The sequence below is a fragment of the Streptomyces venetus genome (genome assembly GCF_039540295.1).
GTDB classification, from domain to species: Bacteria; Actinomycetota; Actinomycetes; order Streptomycetales; family Streptomycetaceae; genus Streptomyces; species Streptomyces venetus.
On sequence record NZ_BAABET010000002.1, the window covers coordinates 410,639 to 435,295 of the forward strand.

The following is a 24,657-nucleotide window of genomic DNA, read 5'->3' on the forward strand; positions in this document are numbered from 1 at the left end:
CGCAGTTCCCCGCGCCCCCAGGAAGTGCTGCTCGGCTGTCAGCCTGCCGCGGCTATCCGGTTCGCCGAGCGCGCCGCCTTCTTCAGTTCCATGTCGCGGCGGCGGCGCCGGGCCAGGACCACGCGGCGTTCGGCGGCGGTGAGGCCGCCCCAGACGCCGTAGGGCTCGGGCTGGAGCAGGGCGTGTTCGCGGCATTCGACCATGACCGGACAGCGGGCGCAGACCCGCTTCGCCGCCTCCTCCCGGGAGAGCCGGGCGGCCGTGGGCTCCTTGGACGGGGCGAAGAAGAGGCCGGCCTCGTCGCGCTGGCACACCGCCTCGGTGTGCCACGGGGCGTCCTGGTCCCTGTCTCGCGCTGGCACCCGCGGGGCCGGAACGGCAGCTACCTGCAGGGACGAATGCGGCGGTTGCAGCACGGTCTACTCCTGACGACGGCTTCGCGAGCGAGAGACGATGCAGCAAGCCCTACCCGCTGTACGCGCGCCTATGCACTGAGTTCCGAACCGCTGGTTTCGCCCCCGTTCCAGGAGTCCGCGGGCCGGTGTCACCGGTGACCGATTTGCTCCGAACCGCGGGCGGATTCGCGACTGTCAATGGTTCAGATGCTTGCGCAAACTCTTGTCGACCTTGCGGTGCACCCGGTCCAGTATGTCCGCGACGACCTTGCCCCGCCGGGGGCGCGCCTCGACGCTGCCCAGGACGGCCCAGCCGTCGACGTAGACCACCGGGGCCTGCGGTTCGCCCGAGTCGAGGGTGTCCACCTCGAAGCTGCCGAGCACGCCGCCGCCCATGCCGCGCAGCGAGACGTTCTCCGGGACGCGGATGTCGACGCTGCCGAAGATCGCGAACGACTTGATGACGACCTGCTGGTGGTCGAAGAGGGCCTCACTGAGGTCGATCTCGACACTGCCGAAGACCGCGTACGCGTGGATTCGGCGGCCCGTACGCCAGCGGCCCTTGCGGACGGCGCTGCTGAAGATCGCGACCACATTGTCGTCCGGGTCGACCGGAATGGCGCCGGCGGTGGGGCGGTACGGGGCGGGTTCCGGGGCGCGGCCGGGGCCCTGGCGGTGTGCCGCGGGCAGGTCCCGTATGAAGACCTCCAGCTCACCGACCGTCTTGGCGCTCAGCACCCCCTCGACCCGCTCCGCGTGCTCGTCCGCGGTGAGACGGCCCTCGGCGAGGGCCTCGCGCAGGATGTCGGCGACGCGGTCGCGCTCGGCGTCGGAGGCGCGGAGTTCGGAGCCGACGGGCGAGCCCTGCTTCTGAGGGTCTGACTTCTGAAGGTCCACGGCAGCAGCGTACCGAAACACGATAGATCGCGACACCCCCTGTATCGCGGTCGGGTGCGACGCCGAGTGTGACGAACTGAGCCTTACCTCACGAGCTCAGCTGTCAGCGGCAGGTTCTAGTCTGGTGGGCGCTCGCCGGAGGAGGCGGGCCGCCGTCTGTCGAGTGAGGAATGGGCGAAGATGCCTGAGTTCGCGTACACCGATCTGCTCCCCCAGGGAGAGGACACCACGCCGTACCGGCTGGTGACCTCCGAGGGTGTCTCCACCGTGGAGGGGCCGGACGGGCGGACCTTCCTCAAGGTGGAGCCGGAGGCGCTGCGCAAGCTCGCCGAGGAGGCCATCCACGACATCCAGCACTACCTGCGGCCCGCGCACCTGGCCCAGCTGCGCCGCATCATCGACGACCCCGAGGCCTCCGGCAACGACAAGTTCGTCGCACTCGACCTGCTGAAGAACGCGAACATCGCGGCCGCCGGCGTGCTGCCCATGTGCCAGGACACCGGCACGGCGATCGTCATGGGCAAGCGCGGGCAGAACGTGCTCACGCAGGGCCGTGACGAGGAGGCCCTGAGCCGCGGCATCTACGACGCCTACCAGAACCTCAACCTGCGCTACTCGCAGATGGCTCCGCTCACCATGTGGGAGGAGAAGAACACCGGCTCCAACCTCCCGGCGCAGATCGAGCTGTACGCGACCGACGGCGGCGCCTACAAGTTCCTGTTCATGGCGAAGGGCGGCGGCTCGGCCAACAAGTCGTTCCTGTACCAGGAGACGAAGGCCGTCCTGAACGAGGCCTCCATGATGAAGTTCCTGGAGGAGAAGATCCGCTCGCTGGGCACGGCGGCCTGCCCGCCGTACCACCTCGCGATCGTGGTCGGCGGCACGTCCGCCGAGTACGCGCTGAAGACCGCCAAGTACGCCTCCGCGCACTACCTGGACGAGATCCCGGCGGAGGGGTCGGAGCTCGGGCACGGCTTCCGGGACGAGGACCTGGAGCAGAAGGTCTTCGAGCTGACGCAGAAGATCGGCATCGGCGCGCAGTTCGGCGGCAAGTACTTCTGCCACGACGTGCGCGTGGTCCGCCTGCCCCGGCACGGCGCGTCCTGCCCGGTCGCCATCGCCGTGTCCTGCTCCGCCGACCGCCAGGCCGTCGCGAAGATCACCGCCGAGGGCGTCTTCCTGGAGCAGCTGGAGACGGACCCGGCGCGGTTCCTGCCGGAGACGACGGACGAGCAGCTCGAGGAGAGCGGTGACGTCGTCAGGATCGACCTGAACCAGCCGATGGAGACGATCCTCGCCGAGCTCGGCAAGTACCCGGTGAAGACCCGGCTGTCCCTCACCGGTCCGCTGGTCGTGGCCCGTGACATCGCGCACGCCAAGATCAAGGAACGGCTGGACGCGGGCGAGGAGATGCCGCAGTACCTGAAGGACCACCCGGTCTACTACGCGGGTCCGGCCAAGACGCCCGAGGGCTACGCGTCCGGCTCCTTCGGTCCGACGACGGCCGGCCGGATGGACTCGTACGTGGAGCAGTTCCAGGCGGCGGGCGGCTCCAAGGTGATGCTGGCCAAGGGCAACCGCAGCAAGCAGGTCACCGACGCGTGCGGCACGCACGGCGGCTTCTACCTCGGCTCCATCGGCGGCCCGGCCGCCCGGCTCGCCCAGGACTGCATCAAGAAGGTCGAGGTCGTCGAGTACGAGGAGCTCGGCATGGAGGCCGTCTGGAAGATCGAGGTCGAGGACTTCCCGGCGTTCATCGTCGTCGACGACAAGGGCAACGACTTCTTCCAGGACCCGGCGCCCGCGCCGACGTTCACGTCGATCCCGGTACGGGGCCCGGGTCTGGCGTAGGCGGATGAGCGGACGCCCGCCCCTGATTGGCGCAGGGGCGGGCGTCTCGGATCAGCGTCCGCCCGCGCAGAGGACCACGCTGATCGTGTCGCCGGACTTGACGACCTTGGGGGTGTGCGGGCTGACCGCTATGACACTGCCCGGCTTGCAGCCCGTGACCGGCCGCTCGGAGACCGTGCCGAGCTTCGTCTGCATCTTGCTCATGTAGGCCTTGAAGCCCCGCAGGTCCCACCCGTGGAAGTCGATCGGGAAGGGCCTGCCGCTGTCGGCGTCGATGCCGTACAGCACGGTGGCGGCGTCGTGGTTCTCGGCCTCGGTCGACCTGCTCGGCGTGGAGTGCGAGCCGCCGGCGACCGAGGTGGCCAGGGCCGTTCCCCCGCCTCCCAGGATGAGGACGGCGGCGACGGCGGCGATGCCGGCGTTCCGCCTGCGGCGGGTACGGCGCACGATCCCCGGCGCGTCGAACGCGGGCGTGTCGGCGGAGTCGGCGTAGTTCTTCAAGACGTTCACCAGTTCCTCTTCGAAAGGTGTGCAGCCGGAGGGCCGCGCATCGTGCGACGTCATCGGATTCCTCCCTGGGGCTGCCGCGGTGAAGGGCGGGAGAGTGCGGGGACCTCGCTCCTGAGCTTCTCCAGGCCCCGGGCGAGCTGTGAGCGCACGGTGCTGGGCGAGATGGCCAGGTCGGCCGCGATCTCCGCGTCGGAGAGGTCGTGGAAGTACCGCAGCACCACGACCGTACGCATCCGCATGGGCAGTCGCTGCAACGCGCGCACCAACTGGTCCCTGCTGTCGACCTGTCCGTACTCGTCGGACGGCGCGGCCCGGTCCGGGCCGTCCGGCTGCGGCACCGTACGCCGGAAGCGCCGCCAGCGGTCGTTGGCCAGGTTCACCATGATCCGGCGCACGTAGGCGTCCGGGGCGTCCTTGGCCGCTATGGTGCGCCACTTGCGGCAGGCCCGCTCCAGGGTCTCCTGGACCAGGTCCTCCGCCGCGTCCCGGTTCCCCGTCAAGACGAGGGCGCCCCGGAACAGCGCGGCCGACCGGGCGGTGACGAAACCTTGGAAGTCCGTCTCCACACGCTCCTCCCTTCCTGTCACCCCTCCACGACGTGGACATGTCCTCGTCTGCTGCACGGCCGTATGGAGACCTGGGTCACACCTTCGGACCCGAACCGTGGCAGTCCGGAACATCCGCACCATCCGGATCGCTGTACGGGGTATGAGCGAATACCGGATCGAGCACGACTCCATGGGTGAGGTACGCGTCCCGGCGGACGCCAAGTGGCGGGCGCAGACGCAGCGCGCCGTCGAGAACTTCCCCGTCTCCGGCCAGCGCATCGAACGCGCGCACATCGAGGCCCTCGCCCGGATCAAGGGGGCCGCCGCCAAGGTGAACGCGCGACTCGGGGTGCTCGACAAGGAGATCGCCCAGGCGATCCAGGAGGCGGCCGAGGAGGTCGTCGAAGGCAAGTGGGACGAGCACTTCCCCGTGGACGTGTTCCAGACGGGGTCGGGGACCTCGTCCAACATGAACACCAACGAGGTCATCGCGACGCTGGCGAGCGAGCGGCTCGGCCGGGGCGTGCACCCCAACGACCATGTGAACGCCTCCCAGTCCTCCAACGACGTCTTCCCGTCGAGCATCCACATCGCGGCCACGGCCGCCGTCACCCGTGACCTCGTCCCGGCCCTGGACCACCTCGCGCGCGCCCTGGAGCGCAAGGCCGAGGAGTTCGCCGACGTCGTGAAGTCCGGGCGCACCCACCTCATGGACGCCACGCCGGTGACCCTCGGTCAGGAGTTCGGCGGCTACGCGGCGCAGGTGCGGTACGGCATCGAGCGCCTGGAGGCCTCCCTGCCCCGGCTCGCCGAACTGCCCCTCGGGGGGACGGCCGTCGGCACCGGCATCAACACCCCGCCCGGTTTCTCCGCCGCCGTGATCGAGGAGGTCGCCCGTACCACCGGGCTGCCGCTCACCGAGGCCCGTGACCACTTCGAGGCGCAGGGCGCCCGGGACGGCGTCGTGGAGACCAGCGGGCAGCTGCGGACCATCGCGGTCGGTCTGACGAAGATCGCCAACGACCTGCGCTGGATGTCCTCCGGGCCGCGCACCGGCCTCGCCGAGATCGCCCTGCCCGACCTCCAGCCCGGCTCCTCGATCATGCCGGGCAAGGTGAACCCGGTCATTCCGGAGGCCGTGCTGATGGTCGCCGCGCAGGTCGTGGGCAACGACGCGACCGTCGCCACCGCCGGCGCCGCGGGCAACTTCGAGCTCAACGTCATGCTGCCCGTCATCGCGAAGAACGTCCTGGAGTCGGTCCGGCTGCTCGCCAACGTGTCGCGGCTGCTCGCCGACCGGACCGTCGACGGCATCACCGCCGACCGCGAACGGGCCCGGGAGTACGCCGAGTCCTCCCCCTCCGTCGTCACCCCGCTCAACAAGTACATCGGGTACGAGGAGGCCGCGAAGGTCGCCAAGAAGGCCCTGGCCGAGCGGAAGACCATCCGTCAGGTCGTCCTGGACGGCGGGTACGTGGAGCGCGGCGACCTCACCATGGAGCAGCTCGACGAGGCGCTGGATGTCCTGCGGATGACACGTCCGTGACGATCGGAGGCGTGCGTGCGCCCGGCGCGTGAACCGTGACACGCGCCGCAGCGTCGTATGCCTATGGCACCTAATATCTGTGCATGGCAGAGGGCGGAGCGGTGAGACGCGTGGAAACGGGTGGTGCGGCTGGCTTCTGGGCGCCCGGGAGCCGGATCCTGTGGCGGTACCGGGAGAACGGCGGCGCGCGTTTCCACATCGCGCGTCCCGTCACCGTCGTACGGGACGACGCGGAGCTGCTCGCCGTGTGGCTGGCGCCCGGCACCGAATGTGTGAAGCCCGTGCTCGCCGACGGCACGCCCGTGCACCAGGAGCCGCTGGAGTCCCGCTACACCAAGCCCAGGACCGTGCAGCGCGACCGCTGGTTCGGCACCGGTGTCCTGAAGCTCGCCCGGCCCGGTGAGCCCTGGTCCGTGTGGCTGTTCTGGGAGCCGGGCTGGCTCTTCAAGAACTGGTACGTGAACCTGGAGGAGCCGATGGCCCGTTGGGAGGGCGGCGTCGACTCCGTCGACCATTTCCTGGACATCTCCGTCCACCCGGATCGCAGTTGGCACTGGCGCGACGAGGACGAGTTCGCCCAGGCCCTGCGGGACGGGCTGATGGACGACCGGCAGGCCGGGAAGGTACGGGCGGCGGGGCGGGCCGCGGTCGAGGTGATCCGCGCCTGGGGGCCGCCGTTCTCGGAAGGATGGCAGCACTGGCGCCCGGATCCGTCCTGGGCTGTACCGTCACTTCCGGAGGACTGGGACCGTACGCCCGCGCATGTGTCCTCATGAGACCCTTGATGCGCCCCCGGGCAAGAAACGTAGGATCGTCCTCCGCAAGGGCGCGCGGCGGCAACTACGGGAGCACGCGCTGAGCTTGACCGATCGTCACCGAGGGGCGGCAGGACGTGAGCGAGGGGTACGAGGGCAACACCGGCGGGGCCTGCGTCAAGGCCCCCGTGGACCGCAGACGGTCCGCCGGTGGCACAGGCACAACCTCTGACCACGCGGAAATTCCGTTCCTGGGGCACGTAATCCGGGTATCGGAGTTTCGGCGGGACCACCTGCACCTCTGGCGTGCAGCCCCGGACGGATGGATTCGACACGCGTGACGGAGCAGCCGACCTCCTGCGAGCGCCCGCAGCCGGGCGTCGACCCCGCGGACCCCCGCGGGGCGCTCGTGCATACCTCGACACCGGTTCGTGCGCCCGGCACGGGCGCCTTACCCGTACAGGGCCGCTCAGGCGGCGACGCCACCGTTCCGGTCTCGACGGCTCACACTTCGCCGGGTACGTCGCAGCCGGGCACCTCCACGCCGTTCGGCAAGGGCAAGGACACCGTGAGCGACCCCGCCTCCGAGCACTCCCAGCCGGGTGCCGAGCAGACCGCCGAGCGCGACACCCCGCGGCCGCGGCCCTCCCCCGAAGGCATTCCGGTCCAGCCGGCCGACGAGCAGGACCGGCCGGCGCCGAACCCCGAGGGACAGGAGCGCCGCAGCGGGCAGCCCCTGCCGCCCGGCCGGCCCACGCCGATGCGGCGGGACGGCGACCGGCTCAGGTTCGTCGGTGCCGCCACCCGGCGGATCGCCCGGGGCATCGACCTCGACGAGATCGTGATGGGGCTGTGCCGGGCCACCGTGCCCACGTTCTCCGACGCGATCCTGGTCTATCTGCGCGACCCGCTGCCGGTCGGCGACGAGCGGCCCACGGGCCCGCTGGTGCTGCGGCTGCGGCGCACCGACCGGATACCGGCGGAGCGCGACACCGAGAACGGCTTCCTGCCGGCCGCGCAGCCCGAGCCCAACGAGCTGGACACGGTCGGCGCCGAGTTGTGCGAGGTACGGCCCGGCAGTGCGCTCGCCGAGGTGCTGCGCGGTGTGCGCCCGGTGTTCACCGACGCCCCCGCGGCGCGTGCCGCGCTGCCCGAGCTGCTCGGTGACGGCGGTGAGTTCGCCGTGCCGGAGGGCCAGCGTGCGATCCTCGCGCCGCTGCGCGGCCGGCGCCGGGTCATCGGCGCCGCGCTGTTCCTTCGCCGCCCGGAACGCCTCGCCTTCGAGGCGGACGACCTGCTGGTGGCCGCGCAGCTCGCCACGCACAGCGCGCTCGGCATCGACAAGGCCGTGCTGTACGGCCGCGAGGCCTACATCGCGGACGAGCTCCAGCGCACCATGCTGCCCGAGACGCTGCCCCGCCCCACCGGCGTGCGGCTCGCGTCCCGTTACCTCCCGGCCGCCGAGACGGCCCGGGTCGGCGGCGACTGGTACGACGCCATTCCGCTGCCGGGCAGCCGTGTCGCCCTGGTCGTGGGTGACGTCATGGGCCACTCCATGACGTCCGCCGCGATCATGGGCCAGCTGCGCACCACGGCCCAGACGCTCGCCGGGCTCGACCTGCCGCCGCAGGAGGTGCTGCACCACCTCGACGAACAGGCCCAGCGCCTCGGCGTGGACCGCATGGCGACCTGCCTGTACGCCGTCTACGACCCGGTATCGCACCGCATCACCATCGCCAACGCCGGTCACCCGCCGCCCGTCCTGCTCCATCTGGGCGGCCGGGCCGAGGTGCTGCGGGTGCCCGCCGGTGCTCCCATCGGGGTCGGCGGTGTGGACTTCGAGGCGGTGGAGCTGGACGCGCCCGCCGGGGCGACGCTGCTGCTGTACACCGACGGTCTGGTCGAGTCCCGTCTCAGGGACGTGTGGACCGGCATCGAGCAGCTGCGGGAGAAGCTCGCCGCGGTCGCGCAGCTCACCGGGCCGGACCATCCGCCGCCCCTGGAAGCGCTGTGCGACGAGGTGCTCGACATGCTCGGCCCGGGCGACCGGGACGACGACATCGCGCTGCTCGCCGCCCGCTTCGACGGGATCGCGCCGAGCGACGTGGCGTACTGGTTCCTGGAGCCGGAGGACGCCGCCCCCGGCCGGGCCCGCCGCCTGGCCCGGCGCGCCCTGGCGCGGTGGGGCCTGGAGGAGCTCAGCGACTCCGTCGAGCTGCTGGTCAGCGAGGTCGTGACGAACGCGGTGCGGTACGCGTCCCGGCCGGTCACCGTGCGGCTGCTGCGCACCGATGTCCTGCGCTGCGAAGTGGGCGACGACGTCCCCCAGTTGCCGCGGCTGCGGCAGGCCCGCGCCACCGACGAGGGCGGCCGTGGCCTGTACCTGGTGAACCGGCTGGCCCGGCGCTGGGGCGCGACCCGGCTCAGCACCGGCAAGGTGGTGTGGTTCGAGCTGAACCGGAGCTGACCGTCGCGCACGCGTGACGGCAACCGGGCACGGCAGGACGACAGCACCGCACAGCGCGAAGGGCGCCCGGTCTCGACCGGGCGCCCTTCGCGCGTCTCCTATCCTTCTTCGCCCCGTCTGATCGGGTCGAACGGGTCGCCGTCGGTCGGCGGTGACGTACCCGGACTCGCCGGCGGCGAGACGGTGGGCGGTGTCGTCGACGGGCTCGTCGACGGTGTGGTGCTCGGCTCCTCCGTCGTCGGCGGCGGGGACGACGACGGCTCCTCGGTCGTCGGCTCCTGCGTGGGCTCCTCCGTCGTCGGCTCCTGGGTGGGCGTCGGCGTCCACGTCGGCTTGACGGCCGCGCCCTGCTGGGTGTCCAGGTCGAACTCGGTGACGTCGCCCATCACGCCGAAGGTGTACTCGGCCCAGATCTTCGCCGGGAAGTCGCCGCCGTTGATCCGGGCCTCGCCGGCCGCCTTGTACATCGGCATGTGCTTGTAGGGCGGCTTGGTGTCCTCGCCGAACAGGCCGACCGAGGTGACCAGGTTCGGTGTGTAGCCGGTGAACCAGGCCGACTTGTTGTTGTCGGACGTACCCGTCTTGCCCGCGACCTGCTGGCCGTCGCGCCGCGGGTTGTCCCGCACGGACGTCCGGGCGGTGCCGTCGTCGACCACGCCGGTCAGCACCGACGTCACCGAGTCGGCGGCCTCGGGGCTGATGACCTGGTCTCCGACGGCATCGGGCATGGTCACGGTGCGGTTCAGGTGCTCCGCCGACTTCACGACGGCCGGCGTGACCTTCTTGCCGTGGTTGTCGAGGGTCGCGTAGACACCGGCCATCTGCAGGGGGCTCGCGCCCATGCTGCCCAGGGTCTGGGCGGGCACGGCCTCCATGTTCTCGGTGTCCATGCCGAGCTTGCCGGCGACCTTCACCACCTCGGACATGCCGACGTCGACGCCCATCTGCGCGAAGACGGAGTTGACGGACTTGTTCATCGCCGTCTGGACGGAGATCGGGCCGTAGTTCCGGTCGTCCTCGTTCTCGGGGGCGAAGCCGACCTTGCTCCCGTTGTCCATGACCTGGCGCTTGCTCGTGCCGTCGTAGACCGTGTTCGCGGTGATCGGGTCGCCGTCCTGCGTCTTCGCCTGCTCCTCCAGGGCAGCGGCCAGGATGACCGGCTTGAAGGTGGAGGCGGGCTGGTAGTCGGTGCGGGTGGCGTTGTTGGTCCAGTGCTTGAAGTAGTCCTGGCCGCCGTACATCGCGACCACGGCGCCCGTCTTCGGGTTCACGGACGCGGCACCCGCCTGGATGTACGCGTCGACCTTGCGCTTTTCGGGGTCGAGCTTGCTGGTCAGCTGCTGCTTGACGGACTTCTCCAGCGCCGCCTGCTTCTTCTTGTCGATGTTGAGCGTGATGGTCCAGCCGCCGGCGCTGACCATCGCCTCGGCTTCCTTGCGGCTGCTCGCGGTGCCCTCCGCGACGAGCTGCTTCTCCAGGGTCGCGTTGGCCGCGTTGACGAGGTAGCCCTTCTGGCCCTCCATGCCGGGGGCGGGCTTGGGCTCCTCGGGCACCGGGAACTTCATGCCGGCGCGCTCGGACCGGCTGAGCCAGCCCTCCTCGACCATGTTGTCCAGGACGTAGTTCCAGCGCGCCTTGACCAGCTTCTTACCGCCCTCCGAGGCGACGGCCCAGTCGTACTGGCTGGGGGCCTGGAGCAGCGCGGCGAGGTAGGCGCCCTGCGCGACGTCGAGCTTCTCGGCGTCGGTGCGGTAGTAGGCCTGGGCGGCGGCCTGGATGCCGTAGGCGTTGCGGCCGTAGTAGCTGGTGTTGATGTAGCCGGCGAGGATGTAGTCCTTGGACTTCTCCCGGTCCAGCTTCAGCGAGATGACCAGTTCCTTCAGCTTGCGCGAGACGGTCTGTTCCTGGGACAGGTAGTAGTTCTTGACGTACTGCTGGGTGATCGTCGAACCGCCCTGCGAGCCACGGCCGGAGAGCGTGTTGAACAGGCCGCGGGCGGTGCCCTTGAGGTCGACGCCGGCGTCCTTGTAGAAGGTCTTGTTCTCGGCCGCGACGAAGGTGCGCCGCACGTCCTTGGGGACCCGGGACAGGTCGACGACCTCGCGGTTGACCTTGCCGTCCCGGGCCATGATCGAACCGTTGCTGTACTTGTAGATGTTGCTCTGCCGCTTGGCGTCGGCGTTCCCCTCGGGGATGTCGATCACCATGTACAGCACGATGAAGGCGCCCATGCCGAGCAGGCACAGGGCGAAGAAGGTGCCGACGATCTTCTTGAAGGTGAAGAGCCTGCGTATGCCGCTCTTCCCGGCCACGGCCGACGAACGGTGGCTCTTGGGTGCCGCCCGGCGCCCACCGCGCTGTCGGGCGCGTCTCTCTTCCGCTCGTCCCATGAGTCCGATCTGCTCCGCTTCGTTCATGTGTGCTCACAAGTCACACAGGTTCGCCGCTCAGGTCAGCTCAGAAAGCTAACACCGGGAGATAAGAGATAGGGCTGTCGATCCGGCCCTTTGCGGACGTGACAATCAGCACCCATCCCCACCGGAACCGACGTTCCAGACACCCGCAGGGTTGCCAGAACCCGAAAAAGTGATATCACTTAGATAGGCGGAAGCTAGGCAGAAGCGGCTTCCCAGGAGAACGGGGGATCACCCATGTCCACATCGGAACCGCAGGTCACGGCGGACGTGCCCGAGATGCCGGCACCCCGCGTGCGGGAGTTCACCGCGCACAGCATCGGCGGCGGGCTCGCCCTGCTGCTCGGCCTGCTCGGGCTGCTGGCCGGCGCCGGGCTGATCGCGACCGCCACGTCGGTGGCCGGGGCCGGGGCGAAGGCCGCGCTGATCGTCTCCGGCATCCTGGTCGCCCTCGCGGCCTTCCTGGCCATGTGCGGGCTGAACATGGTGGCGCCCGGCGAGGCCCGGGTGGTCCAGCTCTTCGGCCGCTACCGGGGGACGATCCGGCAGGACGGCCTGCGCTGGGTGAACCCCTTCACCTCGCGCACGAAGATCTCGACGCGCGTCCGCAACCACGAGACCGCCGTCCTGAAGGTCAACGACGCCTACGGCAACCCGATCGAGCTGGCCGCGGTCGTGGTGTGGCGGGTCGAGGACACCGCCCAGGCCACCTTCGAGGTGGACGACTACATCGAGTTCGTCTCCACCCAGACCGAGGCGGCCGTGCGGCACATCGCCATCGAGTACCCGTACGACGCCCACGAGGAGAACGGCCTCTCCCTGCGCGGCAACGCCGAGGAGATCACCGAGAAGCTCGCCGTCGAACTGCACGCGCGCGTGGAGGCCGCCGGGGTGCAGATCATCGAGTCGCGCTTCACGCACCTCGCGTACGCCCCCGAGATCGCCTCGGCGATGCTCCAGCGGCAGCAGGCCGGGGCGGTCGTCGCCGCGCGGCGGCAGATCGTGGACGGAGCGGTGGGCATGGTCGAGGCGGCGATCGCCCGGATCACCGAGCGGGACATCGTGGAGCTGGACTCCGAGCGGAAGGCGACCATGGTCTCCAACCTCATGGTCGTGCTGTGCGGGGACCGCGCCGCGCAGCCGGTCCTCAACACCGGGTCCCTCTACCAGTGACGGTCCCCCCCGAAGGTCCGGGTTCGCGGCGCCGGCCGCAGCAGCAGCGCAAGCAGGTGCTGCTGCGGCTGGACCCGGCGGTGTACGAGGCGCTCGCACGGTGGGCCGGGGACGAGCTGCGGTCGGCCAACGCGCAGATCGAGTTCCTGCTGCGCAAGGCCCTGACCGAGGCGGGGCGGATGCCCCGGGAGACCGGGCCCATCCCCCGGCGCGGCCGGCCGCCCGGGGGCTCCGCCGGCGGGCCCCCGCCGGACTGAACGGCCTCGTCCCCGAGCACCGTGACCGCTGTTGCGGAACCGTGACAACAGGCTTTCACCTGCACGCCCGCACCGCCCGGCATGATCTGCACACTCGGCGTATACATGCCGCGTATACATGGTGTGTAGAGTGCGTCGCATGTCCATCGGTCACACTCTCCTGGGACTCCTGGAGTCCGGCCCGCGGCACGGTTACGACCTGAAGCGGGCCTTCGACGAGAAGTTCGGTCACGACCGGCCGCTGCACTACGGCCAGGTCTACTCGACGATGTCCCGCCTGCTGAAGAACGGGCTCGTCGAGGTCGACGGCATCGAGGCGGGCGGCGGGCCCGAGCGCAAGCGGTACGCGATCACCGAGGCCGGTATCACCGACGTCGAGCGCTGGCTGGCGACGCCCGAGAAGCCGGAGCCGTACCTCCAGTCGACCCTCTACACCAAGGTCGTCCTCGCGCTGCTCACCCACCGCGACGCCGGCGACATCCTCGACACCCAGCGCTCCGAGCACCTGCGCAGCATGCGGATCCTCACCGACCGCAAGCGCAAGGGCGACCTGGCCGACCAGCTCATCTGCGACCACGCGCTGTTCCACCTGGAGGCCGACCTGCGCTGGCTCGAACTGACCGCGGCCCGGCTGGACAAGCTCCGTGAGGCGGTGACCCGGTGACCGCTCCCGCTGGTTCGCTGCTCATCGCCCAGGATCTGCGCAAGACCTACGGGCCGACCACCGCGCTCGACGGCGCCGGGTTCTCCATCCACCCGGGCGAGGTCGTCGCCGTGATGGGGCCGTCCGGGTCGGGCAAGTCGACGCTGCTGCACTGTCTCGCCGGGATCGTGACGCCCGACTCGGGCTCGATCACGTACGACGGGCGCGAGGTGACCTCGATGAGTGACTCCGAGCGCAGTGCGCTGCGCCGCTCGGAGTTCGGCTTCGTCTTCCAGTTCGGGCAGTTGGTGCCGGAACTCACTTGCGTGGAGAACGTCGCGCTGCCGCTGCGGCTGAGCGGGTCGTCCCGCAAGGCGGCCGAGCGGACCGCGCTGGCGTGGATGGAACGGCTGGAGGTCGACGACCTGCGCAAGAAGCGGCCCGGCGAGGTGTCCGGCGGCCAGGGGCAGCGGGTCGCCGTCGCCCGCGCGCTGGTCACCAACCCGCGCGTGCTGTTCGCCGACGAGCCGACCGGAGCGCTCGACTCGCTCAACGGCGAGCGCGTGATGGAACTGCTCACGGAGGCCGCCCGGTCCACCAACGCGGCCGTGGTGCTCGTCACCCACGAGGCCCGGGTGGCCGCGTACTCCGACCGCGAGATCGTCGTACGGGACGGCAGGTCGCGGGACATGGAGCGGGTCGTATGAGTGTCAGGCAGTGGAGCCGGGACCTGGCCATGGGGACCCGGTTCGCCTTCGCGGGCGGACGCGAAGGATGGACCCGGGCGGCGCTGACGGCTGTCGGCGTCGGGCTCGGTGTGGCGCTGCTGCTGCTCACCACGGCCATCCCGAACGCGCTGGCGGAACGGGACCGGCGCGAGGAGGCGCGCAGCGACCACACCTTCGGCCAGCAGGAGATACCCAAGGCCGACGACACCCTGATCGTCGTGGACGCGGACACCACGTACCGGGACCAGGACGTCCGCGGGCGCCTGCTGGAGCCGGAGGGCCCCAAGGCCCCGCGGCCGCCGGGGGTGGCGGCGTTCCCGGCGGACGGCGAGATGGTCGTCTCCCCCGCCCTCGAGGAACTCCTCGCCTCCGACGACGGGAAGCTCCTGCGGGAGCGGCTGCCCTACCGCATCTCGGGCACCATCGGCGAGCAGGGCCTCGTCGGCTCGCAGGAACTCGCGTACTTCGCGGGCGGCAAGGGACTCGAGAAGCTGCTGGAGGGACCCGCCAGCGGGGCCCGGATCGACAGCTTCGGCAACCCGGACCTGGCGCCGTCCGACCCCTGGGACCCGGTGCTGCTCCTGCTCGTCCTGGTCGTCTTCGTGGTGCTGCTGATGCCGGTCGCCGTGTTCATCGCGGCGGCCGTACGGTTCGGCGGCGAGCGGCGCGACCGCCGGCTCGCGGCGCTGCGGCTGGTCGGCTCCGACAGCCGGATGACCCGGCGGATCGCCGCCGGCGAGGCCCTCGCCGGTTCCGTGCTGGGACTCGTCCTCGGCACCGGGTTCTTCCTGATCGGACGGCACCTGGCGGCATCCGCCGAGGTGTTCAGCGTCAGTGTGTTCCCGAGCTATCTGAACCCCTCCCCGCTGCTGGCCGCCCTGGTCGCCGTGGCGGTGCCTACGGCCGCGGTGCTGGTGACCCTGCTCGCCCTGCGCGGGGTGGTCATCGAGCCGCTCGGCGTGGTGCGCACGGCCAAGCCCGCGCGGCGCCGGCTGTGGTGGCGGCTGCTGCTGCCGCTGGGCGGCCTCGCGATGCTCTACCCGATGATCGGACAGGGCCGTGACGACGGGACCTTCAACCAGTACCTCGTCGTCGGCGGCGTCATGCTGCTGCTCGTCGGCGTCACGGCGCTGCTGCCCTGGGTCGTGGAGACGGTCGTGGCCCGGCTGGGTTCGGGCGGGATCGCCTGGCAACTGGCCGTGCGCAGGCTCCAGTTGAGCAGTGGCACGGCGGCCCGCATGGTCAACGGCATCGCGGTGGCGGTCGCCGGGGCGATCGCCCTGCAGATGCTGTTCGCCGGGGTGGAGGGCGACTACACCAGGGCGTCGCAGTACGACGTCTCCCGGGCCCAGATGAGCGTGGACGTGCCGGACGGTGCCCGGACGGCGTCCACCATCGGGGAGTACCGCGACACCAAGGGCGTGCGTGAGATCACGGCCCTGTCCGACGTCTATCTCGGCGACCGGCGCGACGAGCCGGACTCCTTCGCCCAGGTCACCGTGGCCGACTGCGCGTCGTTGCGCGAGGTGGCCGCGCTCCCTTCCTGCCGCGACGGTGACGTCTTCGCGGTCAAGGGCTCGAAGTACGACAGCGAGGGCGATCACCTGTCCACGCCCGGCACGACGTTGTGGGCCGACCCGGAAGACAGCCCCCGCTCCGGCGACCACTCCGTCTCCTGGACCGTGCCGAAGGACATCCGGCAGGCCCAGCCCCGTGAGGACCCCACCGGGTACGAGCGCGGCGGCATCCTGATCACACCGGGCGCGCTGCCCGCCAAGCTCGGGGCGCATCTCTCCACGCAGCTCTTCCTGAGCCTGGACCTCTCCGACCCGGACGCCTACGACCGCGTGCGCAACACGGCCGCGCGGTACGACCCGGCGGCCCAGCCCATGACCTGGCACAGCATCGAGCGCAACGACCGCTACGCAACCATCCGCACCGGTCTGTCCGTCGGAGCCGCGTGTGTGCTGGCCCTGATCGGGGCGAGCCTGCTGGTCTCCCAGCTGGAGCAGCTGCGCGAACGCCGCAAACTGCTCTCGTCCCTGATCGCCTTCGGCACCCGGCGCCGCACCCTCAGCATGTCGGTGCTGTGGCAGACGGCGATCCCGATCGGGCTGGGGCTGCTGCTGGCGGCGACGGTGGGTATGGCCCTGGGCGCGGTCCTGCTGCGGATGACCAACATGTCGATCCGGGTGGACTGGCCGAGCGTGCTCTCGATGACCGGCATCGGCGCGGGGGTCGTCCTGGTGGTGACACTGCTGAGCCTGCCGCCCCTGCTGAAGCTGATGCGGCCGGACGGATTGCGCACGGAGTAGGACACCCGGCCGGGACCGCTCGTGCCTCGTCCGTCTCGCTGTCGCCTGACGGCCGAGGCGCGAGCGGCCCCGGCCCCATCCGCCCGATGTCCGGGCCGACGCAGGCGGGGGCCACGTCACCCTCAGCCGCCCGCGTGCCGGCCGACAAAAGCAGAAGCCACGCCGGACCTGCCAGCCAGCCGCCCGGCCTTCCGGCCTTCCGGCCTCCCCGTCGACGGCTACGGCTACGGCTACGGAACCCACAGCACCCCCGACGCCCCGGCCGACCACGACAAGAGCCACATCACCCCAGCCCCCAGACCCCAGGCCGGCGACGAGAAGGCCGCCCCCCAAGCCGTTCAGGTGTCCTGGCCCACGACCCGTACGGGCAGGGGGCGGAGGGCCTGGCGCAGGGCGGTTGCCAGTTCCTCGTACTCGGCGCCGCGCGCTGCCCCCGCCCGCATCGCCAGGGCGACCCGGCGGGTGGGGGCCGGGTCGGCGAAGTACCCGGTGAGGAGCTGGTTGCTGCGGGAGGTCTCGACCTTGAGGGCCGTGCGCGGCAGCAGCGTGACACCGAGCCCGCCCGCGACGAGCTGCACCAGCGTGGACAGCCCGGCGGCGGTCGTGGTGACCGGCGCGTCCTCGCGGCCGGCCTCCCGGCAGATGTCGAGGGCCTGGTCGCGCAGGCAGTGCCCCTCGTCCAGGAGCAGCAGGTGCAGCTCGCGCAGCGCCTCGCGCGGGATGCCCTCGCGTCCGCCGAGCTCGTGGTCGAGAGGCGTGACGAGCACGAAGTCCTCGTCGAACAGCGGCAGTTCGGCCACGCCCGGCACGCCGAGGGGCACGGCGAGCAGCAAGAGGTCGAGCCGGCCGCTGCCGAGGCCGTCGACGAGGGAGGCGGTCTGCTCCTCGTGCACCTGGAGGTCGAGGTGCGGATACCGGTCGTGGACGAGCCGCAGGACCGTGGGCAGCAGATAGGGCGCCACGGTCGGGATGACGCCCAGCCGCAGCACGCCCGTGAACGGTGCGCGCACCGCCTCGGCCTCCTCCATGAGCGCGCCCACTTCTTCCAGCACCGCCTTGGCCCGGACGGCGATCCGCTCACCCTCCGGTGAGAGCAGCACCTTGCGCGTCGTACGCTCGAGGAGCGTCACTCCGAGTGTTTCCTCCAGCGCCGACACGGCACCCGAGAGAGCGGGCTGGCTCATGCCGATCGCCCCGGCCGCGTCCCGGAAGTGGAGGTGCTCGGCCACGGCCGCGAAGGCCCGCAGCTGCGCGAGGCTGGGCTGCCTGCGCTTACTACCCACAGTCACTGATAACTACCTCCGATCAACCCGACCGAGTGTAGCTATTTCCGTAATCAATCGAGCCTGTGCCAACATCAATAACGTCCAACCCATGGGAAACAACCGCAATCCGGGTGTTTCTTCGCTGCAAGGAGAGTGTGTGCTCACCGTCGGTGACAAGTTCCCCGAGTTCGAACTGACCGCCTGCGTCTCGCTGGAGGCGGGCAAGGAGTTCGAGGAGATCAACCACAAGACCTACGAGGGCAAGTGGAAGGTGATCTTCGCCTGGCCCAAGGACTTCACCTTCGTGTGCCCCACCGAGATCGCCGCCTTCGGCAAGCTGAACGAGGAGTTCGCCGACCGCGACGCGCAGGTCCTGGGCTTCTCCGGCGACTCCGAGTTCGTCCACCACGCCTGGCGCAAGGACCACGACGACCTGCGCGACCTGCCGTTCCCGATGATGGCCGACTCCAAGCACGAGCTCATGCGTGCCCTCGGCATCGAGGGCGAGGACGGCTTCGCCAAGCGCGCGGTGTTCATCGTGGACCAGAACAACGAGATCCAGTTCTCGATGGTGACCGCGGGTTCGGTCGGCCGTAACCCGAAGGAGGTCCTCCGGGTCCTGGACGCGCTCCAGACGGACGAGCTCTGCCCGTGCAACTGGTCGAAGGGCGACGAGACCCTCGACCCGGTCAAGCTGCTCTCCGGGGAGTGATCTGACATGTCGCTGGACACACTGAAGTCCTCGATACCCGACTACGCCAAGGACCTGAAGCTCAACCTGGGCTCGGTCATCGGCAACTCGGACCTCCCGGCCCAGCAGCTGTGGGGCACGGTCCTGGCGACGGCGATCGCCTCCCGCTCCCCGATCGTGCTGCGCGAGCTGGAGCCCGAGGCGAAGGCGAACCTGTCGCCGGAGGCCTACACGGCGGCGAAGTCCGCGGCCGCGGTGATGGCGATGAACAACGTCTTCTACCGCACCCGGCACCTGCTGTCGGACCACGAGTACGGCAACCTGCGCGCGGGTCTGCGGATGAACGTCATCGGCAACCCGGGCGTCGACAAGGTCGACTTCGAGCTGTGGTCCTTCGCGGTCTCCGCGATCAACGGCTGCGGCATGTGCCTGGACTCGCACGAGCAGGTCCTCCGCAAGGCCGGCCTCGACCGCGACGTCATCCAGGAGGCCTTCAAGATCGCCTCCGTGATCCAGGCGGTCGGCGTCACGCTGGACGCCGAGGCGGTGCTGGCCGAGTAATCCCCGGCCGCACGTCGCACGTCGCAGGGCCCCGCTCACCTGACCGGTGGGCGGGGCCCTGCTGCTTTTCCAGGAGCGAGCGGGCTACTCCGAAAGCGACTCGGACGGCCCGGGTTGCTGTGTCGCCCCCACCGGTGCCGCCCCGCGCGGCCGCGCCGCGTGCCGCAACGCCGACTTCCGTGAGTACTCCCGCAGATATCCGGCGACCGTGTTCGTCACCGCCACCAGGGGCACGGCGACGACCGCGCCCCCGATCCCGGCGACCATCCCGCCCGCCGCGACCGACAGCACCACCGCGAGCGGATGCACCCGCACCGCCCGCCCCAGGATGAACGGCTGCAGAATGTGCCCCTCGATCTGCTGCACCGCCAGCACCACCACGAGCGTCATGACGGCCGTGAACACCCCCTGGGTGACCAGCGCGACCACCACCGCCAGCGCCCCGGACACCACCGCGCCCACCAGCGGGATGAACGCGAACAGGAAGATGAACACGGCCAGCGGCACGGCCATCGGCACATCGAGGAAGTAGATGCCGAGACCGATGAAGATCGCGTCGATCAGCGCCACGATCACCGTGCCCCGCACATACGCCGTCAGTGTCCGCCAGGCCGCCGGCCCGGCCCCGGCCATCCCCGGCCGCGCCGCCGCCGGCACCAGCCTCAGCGTCCACTCCCAGATGCGCTTGCCGTCGTAGAGCAGGAACAGCGTCGAGAAGACCGCCAGCAGAATCCCCGTCAGCGCCTCGACGACGACCGTCACGCCCTCCAGCCCCGCCGAGGTGATCTGATCGGTGTTCGCCCCGACCGCCTCCCGCAGGTTCTTGGCGATCTCGTTGATCTGCTTGTCCGTGACGTGGAAGGGGCTGTTCAGCAGCCAGTTGCGCAACTCGTCGATGCCGTCCTGGATCTGGCCCGAGAGGTCGTCGATGTTCTCCATGACCTGCCAGGTCACGAACCAGCCGATCAGCCCCATGACGACGAACCCGAGGATCGCCGTCATCGCCGTGGCCGGCCCGCGGGGCACTCCCACTCGCCGCAACCGTGCCACGGTCGGCTGGAGCAGCGCGGTGATGAGCAGGGCGCTCACGAACGCCAGCACCACCAGCTGGACGGCGCTGATGACCCGCATCAGCACCCACAGCGTGCCCGCGAGGACGAGCAGCCGCCATCCCGCCTCCGCCGCGACCCGCACTCCCCACGGCACGGCCGAGGCGGGGTCGGGCCGGGCCGGGACGTCAGGCGCGTAGTCCGGGGGCGGCGGCACGTGTTCGTCGGGACCCGCGGGGGACTCGGACGCCTCCCGCTCCCGTTCTGCCTCGGCGCGGCGCTCGTTCCACTGCTCGCTCATCTCGGTCAGTCCGGCACCGAGCCGGCCGAGCCACCCTGGCACACGCGACATGATCCGTCCTCTTCCCCCGTCTCTCCGCAGCACTCCCCCGGGAGCCGTCCGTCCCGACCGTACATGGCGCGAGCCCCGCACCGTTGAACGGTGCGGGGCTCGGGCAAGAGTGTGCTGCGGCTCAGGGCCGCGGGCTCAGTACCAGTTGTTGGCCTGCCAGAACGACCAGGCGTCACACGGGCTGCCGTAGCGGTCGTTCATGTAGTTCAGGCCCCACTTGATCTGGGTGGCCGGATTGGTCTGCCAGTCGGCGCCGACGGACGACATCTTGGATCCGGGCAGAGCCTGGAACATGCCGTAGGCCCCGGAGGAGGGGTTGACGGCCTTGTAGTTCCAGTCGGACTCGTGGTCCACGATGTTGCTGAAGCACTGGAACTGACCCGACGGCACGATCTGCCGCGCCATCGCCTGAATCTGCGCGATGGTGTAGGAGCTCGAGACGGGGATGTCGGAGATGTCCTTGGAACGGCTGGCGGCGGCATCCTTGGCCTCCGCGCGCTCCTTGGCCTCCTTGGCCGCCTTGGCTGCCTTCTCGGCGGCCTCCTTCTTGGCGATGGCCGTCTCGGCGGCGGCCTTGCGGGCGGCCTCCTCGGCGTCCTTCTTGGCGCTCGCGTCCGCCGCGATGGCCTGTGCGTCGGCCTGCTGAGTCAGGGACGCGGTCTGCACCTGGGCCTGCTGGCCCGCGGGGATGTCCGCGAGCAGCGTGGTGCCGCTTGCCGTCGCTTCGGCGTCGTTGTTCTGCGCGGTGCTGCCCGAGGCAACGCCGACGACGCTTCCGACAGCGGTGACCGCCGTGGCCGAGGCCACTGCGAATCCCCGGACCGAGATCCGGCTCACACGGTTTTCCTTCCAGCATCGCCCGCTTCGGTGACCCTCGCGGACGCAATCGTGCCCCTGGCACTGGCCTCCCCAACTGCGGGGTCACGGGAGGCGCGGGCCCGGTGGGCAACTCCCGCGAAGGGAGCGCCGCGTAATGCTCGGGCGGCATACGACATCGCTATGGAGTTGAAGCTGTGCTCTTTGTGGTGCCGTACCGCTGGGGGTACAGGTGTGTCGTATGCGGGGCCTGACAGGAGTGAGACTCTGCCGTACCACGACGGGACAAGGCAATTCTGAGTTGCGTGTGAAAGCTCACATCCCGTTTGACGCGGGAAATTCACAGGAACCGCAAGACGCGAAGACGCCGCCCGGCTAGGCTCTTCGCCTTTCCGGACGGCGCCAACTACTGCGTAACCACCCCTCCTTGGGGCGGGACGGTCAGATCTGTCCGTCTTCGAGCATTTCGGTCACAAGGGCTGCGATCTGGGACCTCTCGGACCGGTTCAGGGTCACATGCGCGAAGAGCGGATGGCCCTTCAGCTTCTCGACGACGGCGACGACACCGTCGTACCGGCCGACCCTGAGGTTGTCCCGCTGCGCCACGTCATGGGTGAGAACCACCCGTGAATTGGCCCCGATCCGGGACAGAACGGTAAGAAGTACGTTCCTTTCCAGCGACTGCGCCTCGTCGACGATGACGAACGCGTCGTGCAGCGAGCGGCCGCGGATGTGGGTGAGCGGCAGGACCTCCAGCATGCCGCGCGCGGTGACCTCCTCGATGACCTCCCGGCTGGTGACCGCCGACAGGGTGTCGAACACGGCCTGCGCCCAGGGGCTCATCTTCTCGGCCTCGGAGCCGGGCAGATAGCCGAGCTCCTGCCCGCCCACCGCGTACAGCGGACGGAAGACCATCACCTTCTGGTGCTGACGGCGCTCCAGCACCGCCTCCAGTCCCGCGCAGAGCGCCAGCGCCGACTTTCCGGTGCCGGCCCGGCCGCCCATGGACACGATGCCGACGTCCGGGTCGAGCAGCAGATCGAGCGCGATCCGCTGTTCGGCACTGCGGCCCTTGATGCCGAACGCCTCACGGTCCCCGCGTACGACCCGGATGTTGCCCTCGGGTGTGACGCGCCCGAGCGCCTTGCCGCGCTCCGACTGGATCGTCAGGCCCGTGTGCACCGGCAGGTCGGCGGCTTCGGGCACGTAGACGTGCCCCTCCTCGAAGAGGATGTCCACCTGTTCGCCGGGCAGGGTCAGTTCGGACATTCCGGTCCAGCCGGAGGAGTCCGTGATGGCGAGTTCCGCGCGGTACTCCTCGGCGAGGAGTCCGACGGAGGACGCCTTGATCCTGAGCGGGAGGTCCTTCGACACGACGGTGACGTCGAACCCCTCGGCCTGCAGATTGCGGGCGACCGCGAGGATGCGGGAGTCGTTGTCCCCCAGGCGGTAGCCGGTGGGCAGCACGCTGGGGTCCGAGTGGTTGAGCTCGACACGGACGGTCCCGCCGAGGTCCCCGGTGGGGATGGGGGCGTCGAGGCGGCCGTACCGCACCCGGAGGTCGTCGAGCAGGCGCAGGGCCTGCCGGGCGAAGTAGCCGAGTTCGGGATGGTGCCTCTTCGCCTCCAGCTCTGTCACCACGACGATGGGGAGCACCACCTCGTGCTCGTCGAAGCGGCTGAGAGCGCCTGGATCGGCCAGCAGGACGCTGGTGTCGAGGACATAGGTGCGCCGGTCTGGCTTGTGGCGCTTTGTGCTGGTCACCACGGAAGGACGTACCCCCTCGGATGAGGTCGGGGAGCGACGGAGTGGAGCTGGACCGGTTGCCGGCCGCTTCGCACGGGCCGAGAACCGGCCCTCCGCCTCTTCGTCCGTGCTGTGACCGCACGATCGGGCTGGTGCAAAGGGCCTCCCGGGCGGACGGCCCCGTGCCGTCCGCTGAGATCCGACACCCGTGGTTCGGGCGTCGACCTGTCTGACTTATGCCCTCGAACGAGCGTCGCCATGCCACGGCATATGACGGCGGGCCGGTGAACTCCGTGTGACATCCGTCTTCGGAGGGGTACCGGAAAGGGTTGTGACGTGCGGTGACAGCGGTGCCCGGCGGCCTGCGGCGCCTTGTTGAAACAGGGACGTCAGCAGGGACGCCCCGGGTGCGGGAATCAGCCGCCGAAACGCCGGTGGCGCGCGGCGTAGTCACGCATGGCGCGCAGGAAGTCGACCTTGCGGAAGGCGGGCCAGAACACGTCGCAGAAGTAGTACTCGGAGTGGGCGGTCTGCCAGAGCATGAATCCGGACAGCCGCTGCTCGCCACTGGTGCGGATCACCAGGTCGGGGTCGGGCTGGTCGCTGGTGTAGAGGTGACGTCCGATCATGTCGGTGTCGACGGCCTCGGTGAGCTCCTCCATCGAGGTGCCCCGCTCCTGCGCGTCGAGCAGCATCGAGCGCACGGCGTCGGCGATCTCCTGCCGGCCGCCGTAGCCGATGGCGACGTTGACCAGTATCCCGTCCACGTGCGCCGTGGTCTCCTCGGCCTCCTTCAGGACCGTCTGCATCCCGGAGGGCAGCAGGTCGGGCGTGCCCACGTGGTGCACACGCCAGCGGCCGTCGGCGGCCAGGGTGCGGACGACGTCCTCGATGATGCCGAGCAGGGGGACGAGTTCCTCCTGCGGACGGTCGAAGTTGTCCGTGGACAGCAGCCAGAGGGTGACGACCTCGACATCGGTCTCGGAGCACCAGCCGAGGAACTCCTCGATCTTTCCGGCACCGGCCCGGTGGCCGTCGACGGTGCTGGAACCGGCGGCCTTCGCCCAGCGCCGGTTGCCGTCCATGATGACGCCGATGTGCTTGGGCACCTGAGCGTGGTCCAGGTGGCCTTCCACCCGGCGTGCGTACAGCCTGACCAGCAGGCCGCGCAGCTTGTCGCGCAGGTTCACGTGATTGTCAGCCCCTCCGTACGGATCGGACAGGCCGCGGCATGCGGCCCGGTCGTGGCCGCGGGCGGTCCCTGCCCGTATGGCGGTCCCCGGAGGCGAAGCCTACCCCCGCTGCCGTCCCGGGCCGCCAAGCGGGTGCGGAACGAATGGTTCCGGCCGAGGCCGTGGCGCGCCCCGGCGCACAAAGAAAACGGGCCGGTCCGTGGGGGGGATACGGACCGGCCCGAGGGGGGGTTTCCACCATAACCCTTCGTAAGTGATGCTGCGTGCATCGGCGTGCCACAACTACTCTCCGGAGCCGCCCGACAGCGCGCCGGTGCCCGCGGAACCGGTGGTTCAGGCCTCAGATCTGGCCGAAAGATGGCCGACACGCAGGGAAATCGTGAGCACCGAGGCGAAAGCCGTGATCTCTCCACTCCTGGAGACTCTCTCGGCGCGTCGCCCTCCACACCCTCCGACGGGTGACCCCACCTGCGAACGCCCGCTTG

The 24,657-nt window shown here is 70.2% G+C and carries 21 protein-coding genes; 11 read left to right on the top strand and 10 right to left on the bottom strand.

What is annotated here, in order from left to right; all coding sequences use genetic code 11:
• Positions 1 to 38 precede the first annotated feature (38 nt).
• Together ABEA82_RS06765 and ABEA82_RS06770 are read right to left on the bottom strand one after the other, a co-directional pair.
• Entirely contained in the window at positions 39 to 416 is a 378-nt protein-coding gene (locus tag ABEA82_RS06765) for a WhiB family transcriptional regulator (RefSeq protein ID WP_345660454.1), read from the bottom strand.
• A gap of 174 nt (positions 417 to 590) precedes the next feature.
• Positions 591 to 1,292, bottom strand: coding sequence for a DUF1707 SHOCT-like domain-containing protein (locus ABEA82_RS06770; RefSeq protein WP_345660455.1), 702 nt, complete (start codon positions 1,290 to 1,292; stop codon positions 591 to 593).
• 180 nt (positions 1,293 to 1,472) lie between these two features.
• Here ABEA82_RS06770 and ABEA82_RS06775 point away from each other — a divergent pair, with 180 nt between their 5' ends.
• Positions 1,473 to 3,143 carry a fumarate hydratase gene (locus tag ABEA82_RS06775; protein WP_345660456.1) on the top strand — a complete coding sequence of 557 codons (1,671 nt, stop codon included), beginning with the start codon at positions 1,473 to 1,475 and terminating at the stop codon, positions 3,141 to 3,143.
• Between the two features lie 51 nt (positions 3,144 to 3,194).
• Here the strand turns inward: ABEA82_RS06775 and ABEA82_RS06780 are convergent, their stop codons facing one another.
• Both ABEA82_RS06780 and ABEA82_RS06785 read right to left on the bottom strand, forming a co-directional pair.
• Entirely contained in the window at positions 3,195 to 3,707 is a 513-nt protein-coding gene (locus tag ABEA82_RS06780) for a hypothetical protein (protein WP_345660457.1), read from the bottom strand.
• Entirely contained in the window at positions 3,704 to 4,219 is a 516-nt protein-coding gene (locus ABEA82_RS06785) for a SigE family RNA polymerase sigma factor (RefSeq protein WP_345660458.1), read from the bottom strand. Before ABEA82_RS06785 ends, ABEA82_RS06780 begins: the two co-directional genes overlap by 4 nt.
• A 142-nt stretch (positions 4,220 to 4,361) precedes the next feature.
• Between ABEA82_RS06785 and ABEA82_RS06790 the strand changes: the two genes are divergently transcribed.
• From ABEA82_RS06790 to ABEA82_RS06800, 3 genes are all read left to right on the top strand, one after another.
• Positions 4,362 to 5,747: a class II fumarate hydratase gene (locus tag ABEA82_RS06790; RefSeq protein WP_345660459.1), complete on the top strand. Its 1,386-nt coding sequence runs from the start codon at positions 4,362 to 4,364 to the stop codon at positions 5,745 to 5,747.
• A gap of 83 nt (positions 5,748 to 5,830) precedes the next feature.
• Positions 5,831 to 6,523: a cytidylyl-2-hydroxypropylphosphonate hydrolase gene (fomD, locus tag ABEA82_RS06795; protein ID WP_345660460.1), complete on the top strand. Its 693-nt coding sequence runs from the start codon at positions 5,831 to 5,833 to the stop codon at positions 6,521 to 6,523.
• A gap of 301 nt (positions 6,524 to 6,824) precedes the next feature.
• Positions 6,825 to 8,969, top strand: coding sequence for a SpoIIE family protein phosphatase (locus tag ABEA82_RS06800; protein ID WP_345660461.1), 2,145 nt, complete (start codon positions 6,825 to 6,827; stop codon positions 8,967 to 8,969).
• Positions 8,970 to 9,067: 98 nt separating this feature from the next.
• Here ABEA82_RS06800 and ABEA82_RS06805 read toward each other — a convergent pair whose 3' ends face one another.
• Positions 9,068 to 11,359 carry a transglycosylase domain-containing protein gene (locus ABEA82_RS06805; RefSeq protein WP_345660462.1) on the bottom strand — a complete coding sequence of 764 codons (2,292 nt, stop codon included), beginning with the start codon at positions 11,357 to 11,359 and terminating at the stop codon, positions 9,068 to 9,070.
• Between the two features lie 261 nt (positions 11,360 to 11,620).
• Between ABEA82_RS06805 and ABEA82_RS06810 the strand changes: the two genes are divergently transcribed.
• From ABEA82_RS06810 to ABEA82_RS06830, 5 genes are all read left to right on the top strand, one after another.
• A complete protein-coding gene (locus ABEA82_RS06810; RefSeq protein WP_345660463.1) occupies positions 11,621 to 12,556 on the top strand; it encodes an SPFH domain-containing protein in 936 nt (311 codons plus the stop codon).
• Positions 12,553 to 12,813 (top strand): type II toxin-antitoxin system antitoxin, encoded by a 261-nt coding sequence (locus ABEA82_RS06815; RefSeq protein WP_345660464.1) that lies wholly within the window; start codon positions 12,553 to 12,555, stop codon positions 12,811 to 12,813. Before ABEA82_RS06810 ends, ABEA82_RS06815 begins: the two co-directional genes overlap by 4 nt.
• A gap of 139 nt (positions 12,814 to 12,952) precedes the next feature.
• The gene (locus tag ABEA82_RS06820; protein ID WP_345660465.1) at positions 12,953 to 13,477 is read left to right on the top strand and encodes a PadR family transcriptional regulator; all 525 of its coding nucleotides are present in this window, start codon (positions 12,953 to 12,955) and stop codon (positions 13,475 to 13,477) included.
• Positions 13,474 to 14,163 (top strand): ABC transporter ATP-binding protein, encoded by a 690-nt coding sequence (locus ABEA82_RS06825; protein ID WP_345660466.1) that lies wholly within the window; start codon positions 13,474 to 13,476, stop codon positions 14,161 to 14,163. The genes ABEA82_RS06820 and ABEA82_RS06825 overlap by 4 nt, the downstream gene beginning before the upstream one ends.
• On the top strand, positions 14,160 to 16,499 hold the full coding sequence (locus ABEA82_RS06830; RefSeq protein WP_345660467.1) for an ABC transporter permease: 2,340 nt from the start codon (positions 14,160 to 14,162) through the stop codon (positions 16,497 to 16,499). Before ABEA82_RS06825 ends, ABEA82_RS06830 begins: the two co-directional genes overlap by 4 nt.
• A gap of 338 nt (positions 16,500 to 16,837) precedes the next feature.
• Here the strand turns inward: ABEA82_RS06830 and ABEA82_RS06835 are convergent, their stop codons facing one another.
• Complete coding sequence (locus ABEA82_RS06835; protein WP_425588500.1) at positions 16,838 to 17,782, bottom strand: LysR substrate-binding domain-containing protein; 945 nt, start codon at positions 17,780 to 17,782, stop codon at positions 16,838 to 16,840.
• A gap of 139 nt (positions 17,783 to 17,921) precedes the next feature.
• Between ABEA82_RS06835 and ABEA82_RS06840 the strand changes: the two genes are divergently transcribed.
• Positions 17,922 to 18,476, top strand: coding sequence for a peroxiredoxin (locus ABEA82_RS06840; RefSeq protein WP_039933591.1), 555 nt, complete (start codon positions 17,922 to 17,924; stop codon positions 18,474 to 18,476).
• Between the two features lie 6 nt (positions 18,477 to 18,482).
• Entirely contained in the window at positions 18,483 to 19,016 is a 534-nt protein-coding gene (locus tag ABEA82_RS06845) for an alkyl hydroperoxide reductase (RefSeq protein WP_345660469.1), read from the top strand.
• An 84-nt stretch (positions 19,017 to 19,100) separates the two neighbouring features.
• Here ABEA82_RS06845 and ABEA82_RS06850 read toward each other — a convergent pair whose 3' ends face one another.
• The 4 genes from ABEA82_RS06850 to ABEA82_RS06865 form a co-directional block, all read right to left on the bottom strand.
• Positions 19,101 to 20,417 (bottom strand): AI-2E family transporter, encoded by a 1,317-nt coding sequence (locus tag ABEA82_RS06850; RefSeq protein WP_345660470.1) that lies wholly within the window; start codon positions 20,415 to 20,417, stop codon positions 19,101 to 19,103.
• A 135-nt stretch (positions 20,418 to 20,552) separates the two neighbouring features.
• Positions 20,553 to 21,254, bottom strand: a complete 702-nt coding sequence (locus ABEA82_RS06855) for an aggregation-promoting factor C-terminal-like domain-containing protein (RefSeq protein ID WP_345660471.1) — start codon at positions 21,252 to 21,254, stop codon at positions 20,553 to 20,555.
• 420 nt (positions 21,255 to 21,674) lie between these two features.
• Positions 21,675 to 23,000 carry an RNA 5'-3' helicase PhoH2 gene (gene phoH2 / locus ABEA82_RS06860; protein ID WP_345660472.1) on the bottom strand — a complete coding sequence of 442 codons (1,326 nt, stop codon included), beginning with the start codon at positions 22,998 to 23,000 and terminating at the stop codon, positions 21,675 to 21,677.
• Positions 23,001 to 23,395: 395 nt separating this feature from the next.
• Positions 23,396 to 24,169 (bottom strand): isoprenyl transferase, encoded by a 774-nt coding sequence (locus ABEA82_RS06865; RefSeq protein WP_345660473.1) that lies wholly within the window; start codon positions 24,167 to 24,169, stop codon positions 23,396 to 23,398.
• Positions 24,170 to 24,657: the final 488 nt, after the last annotated feature.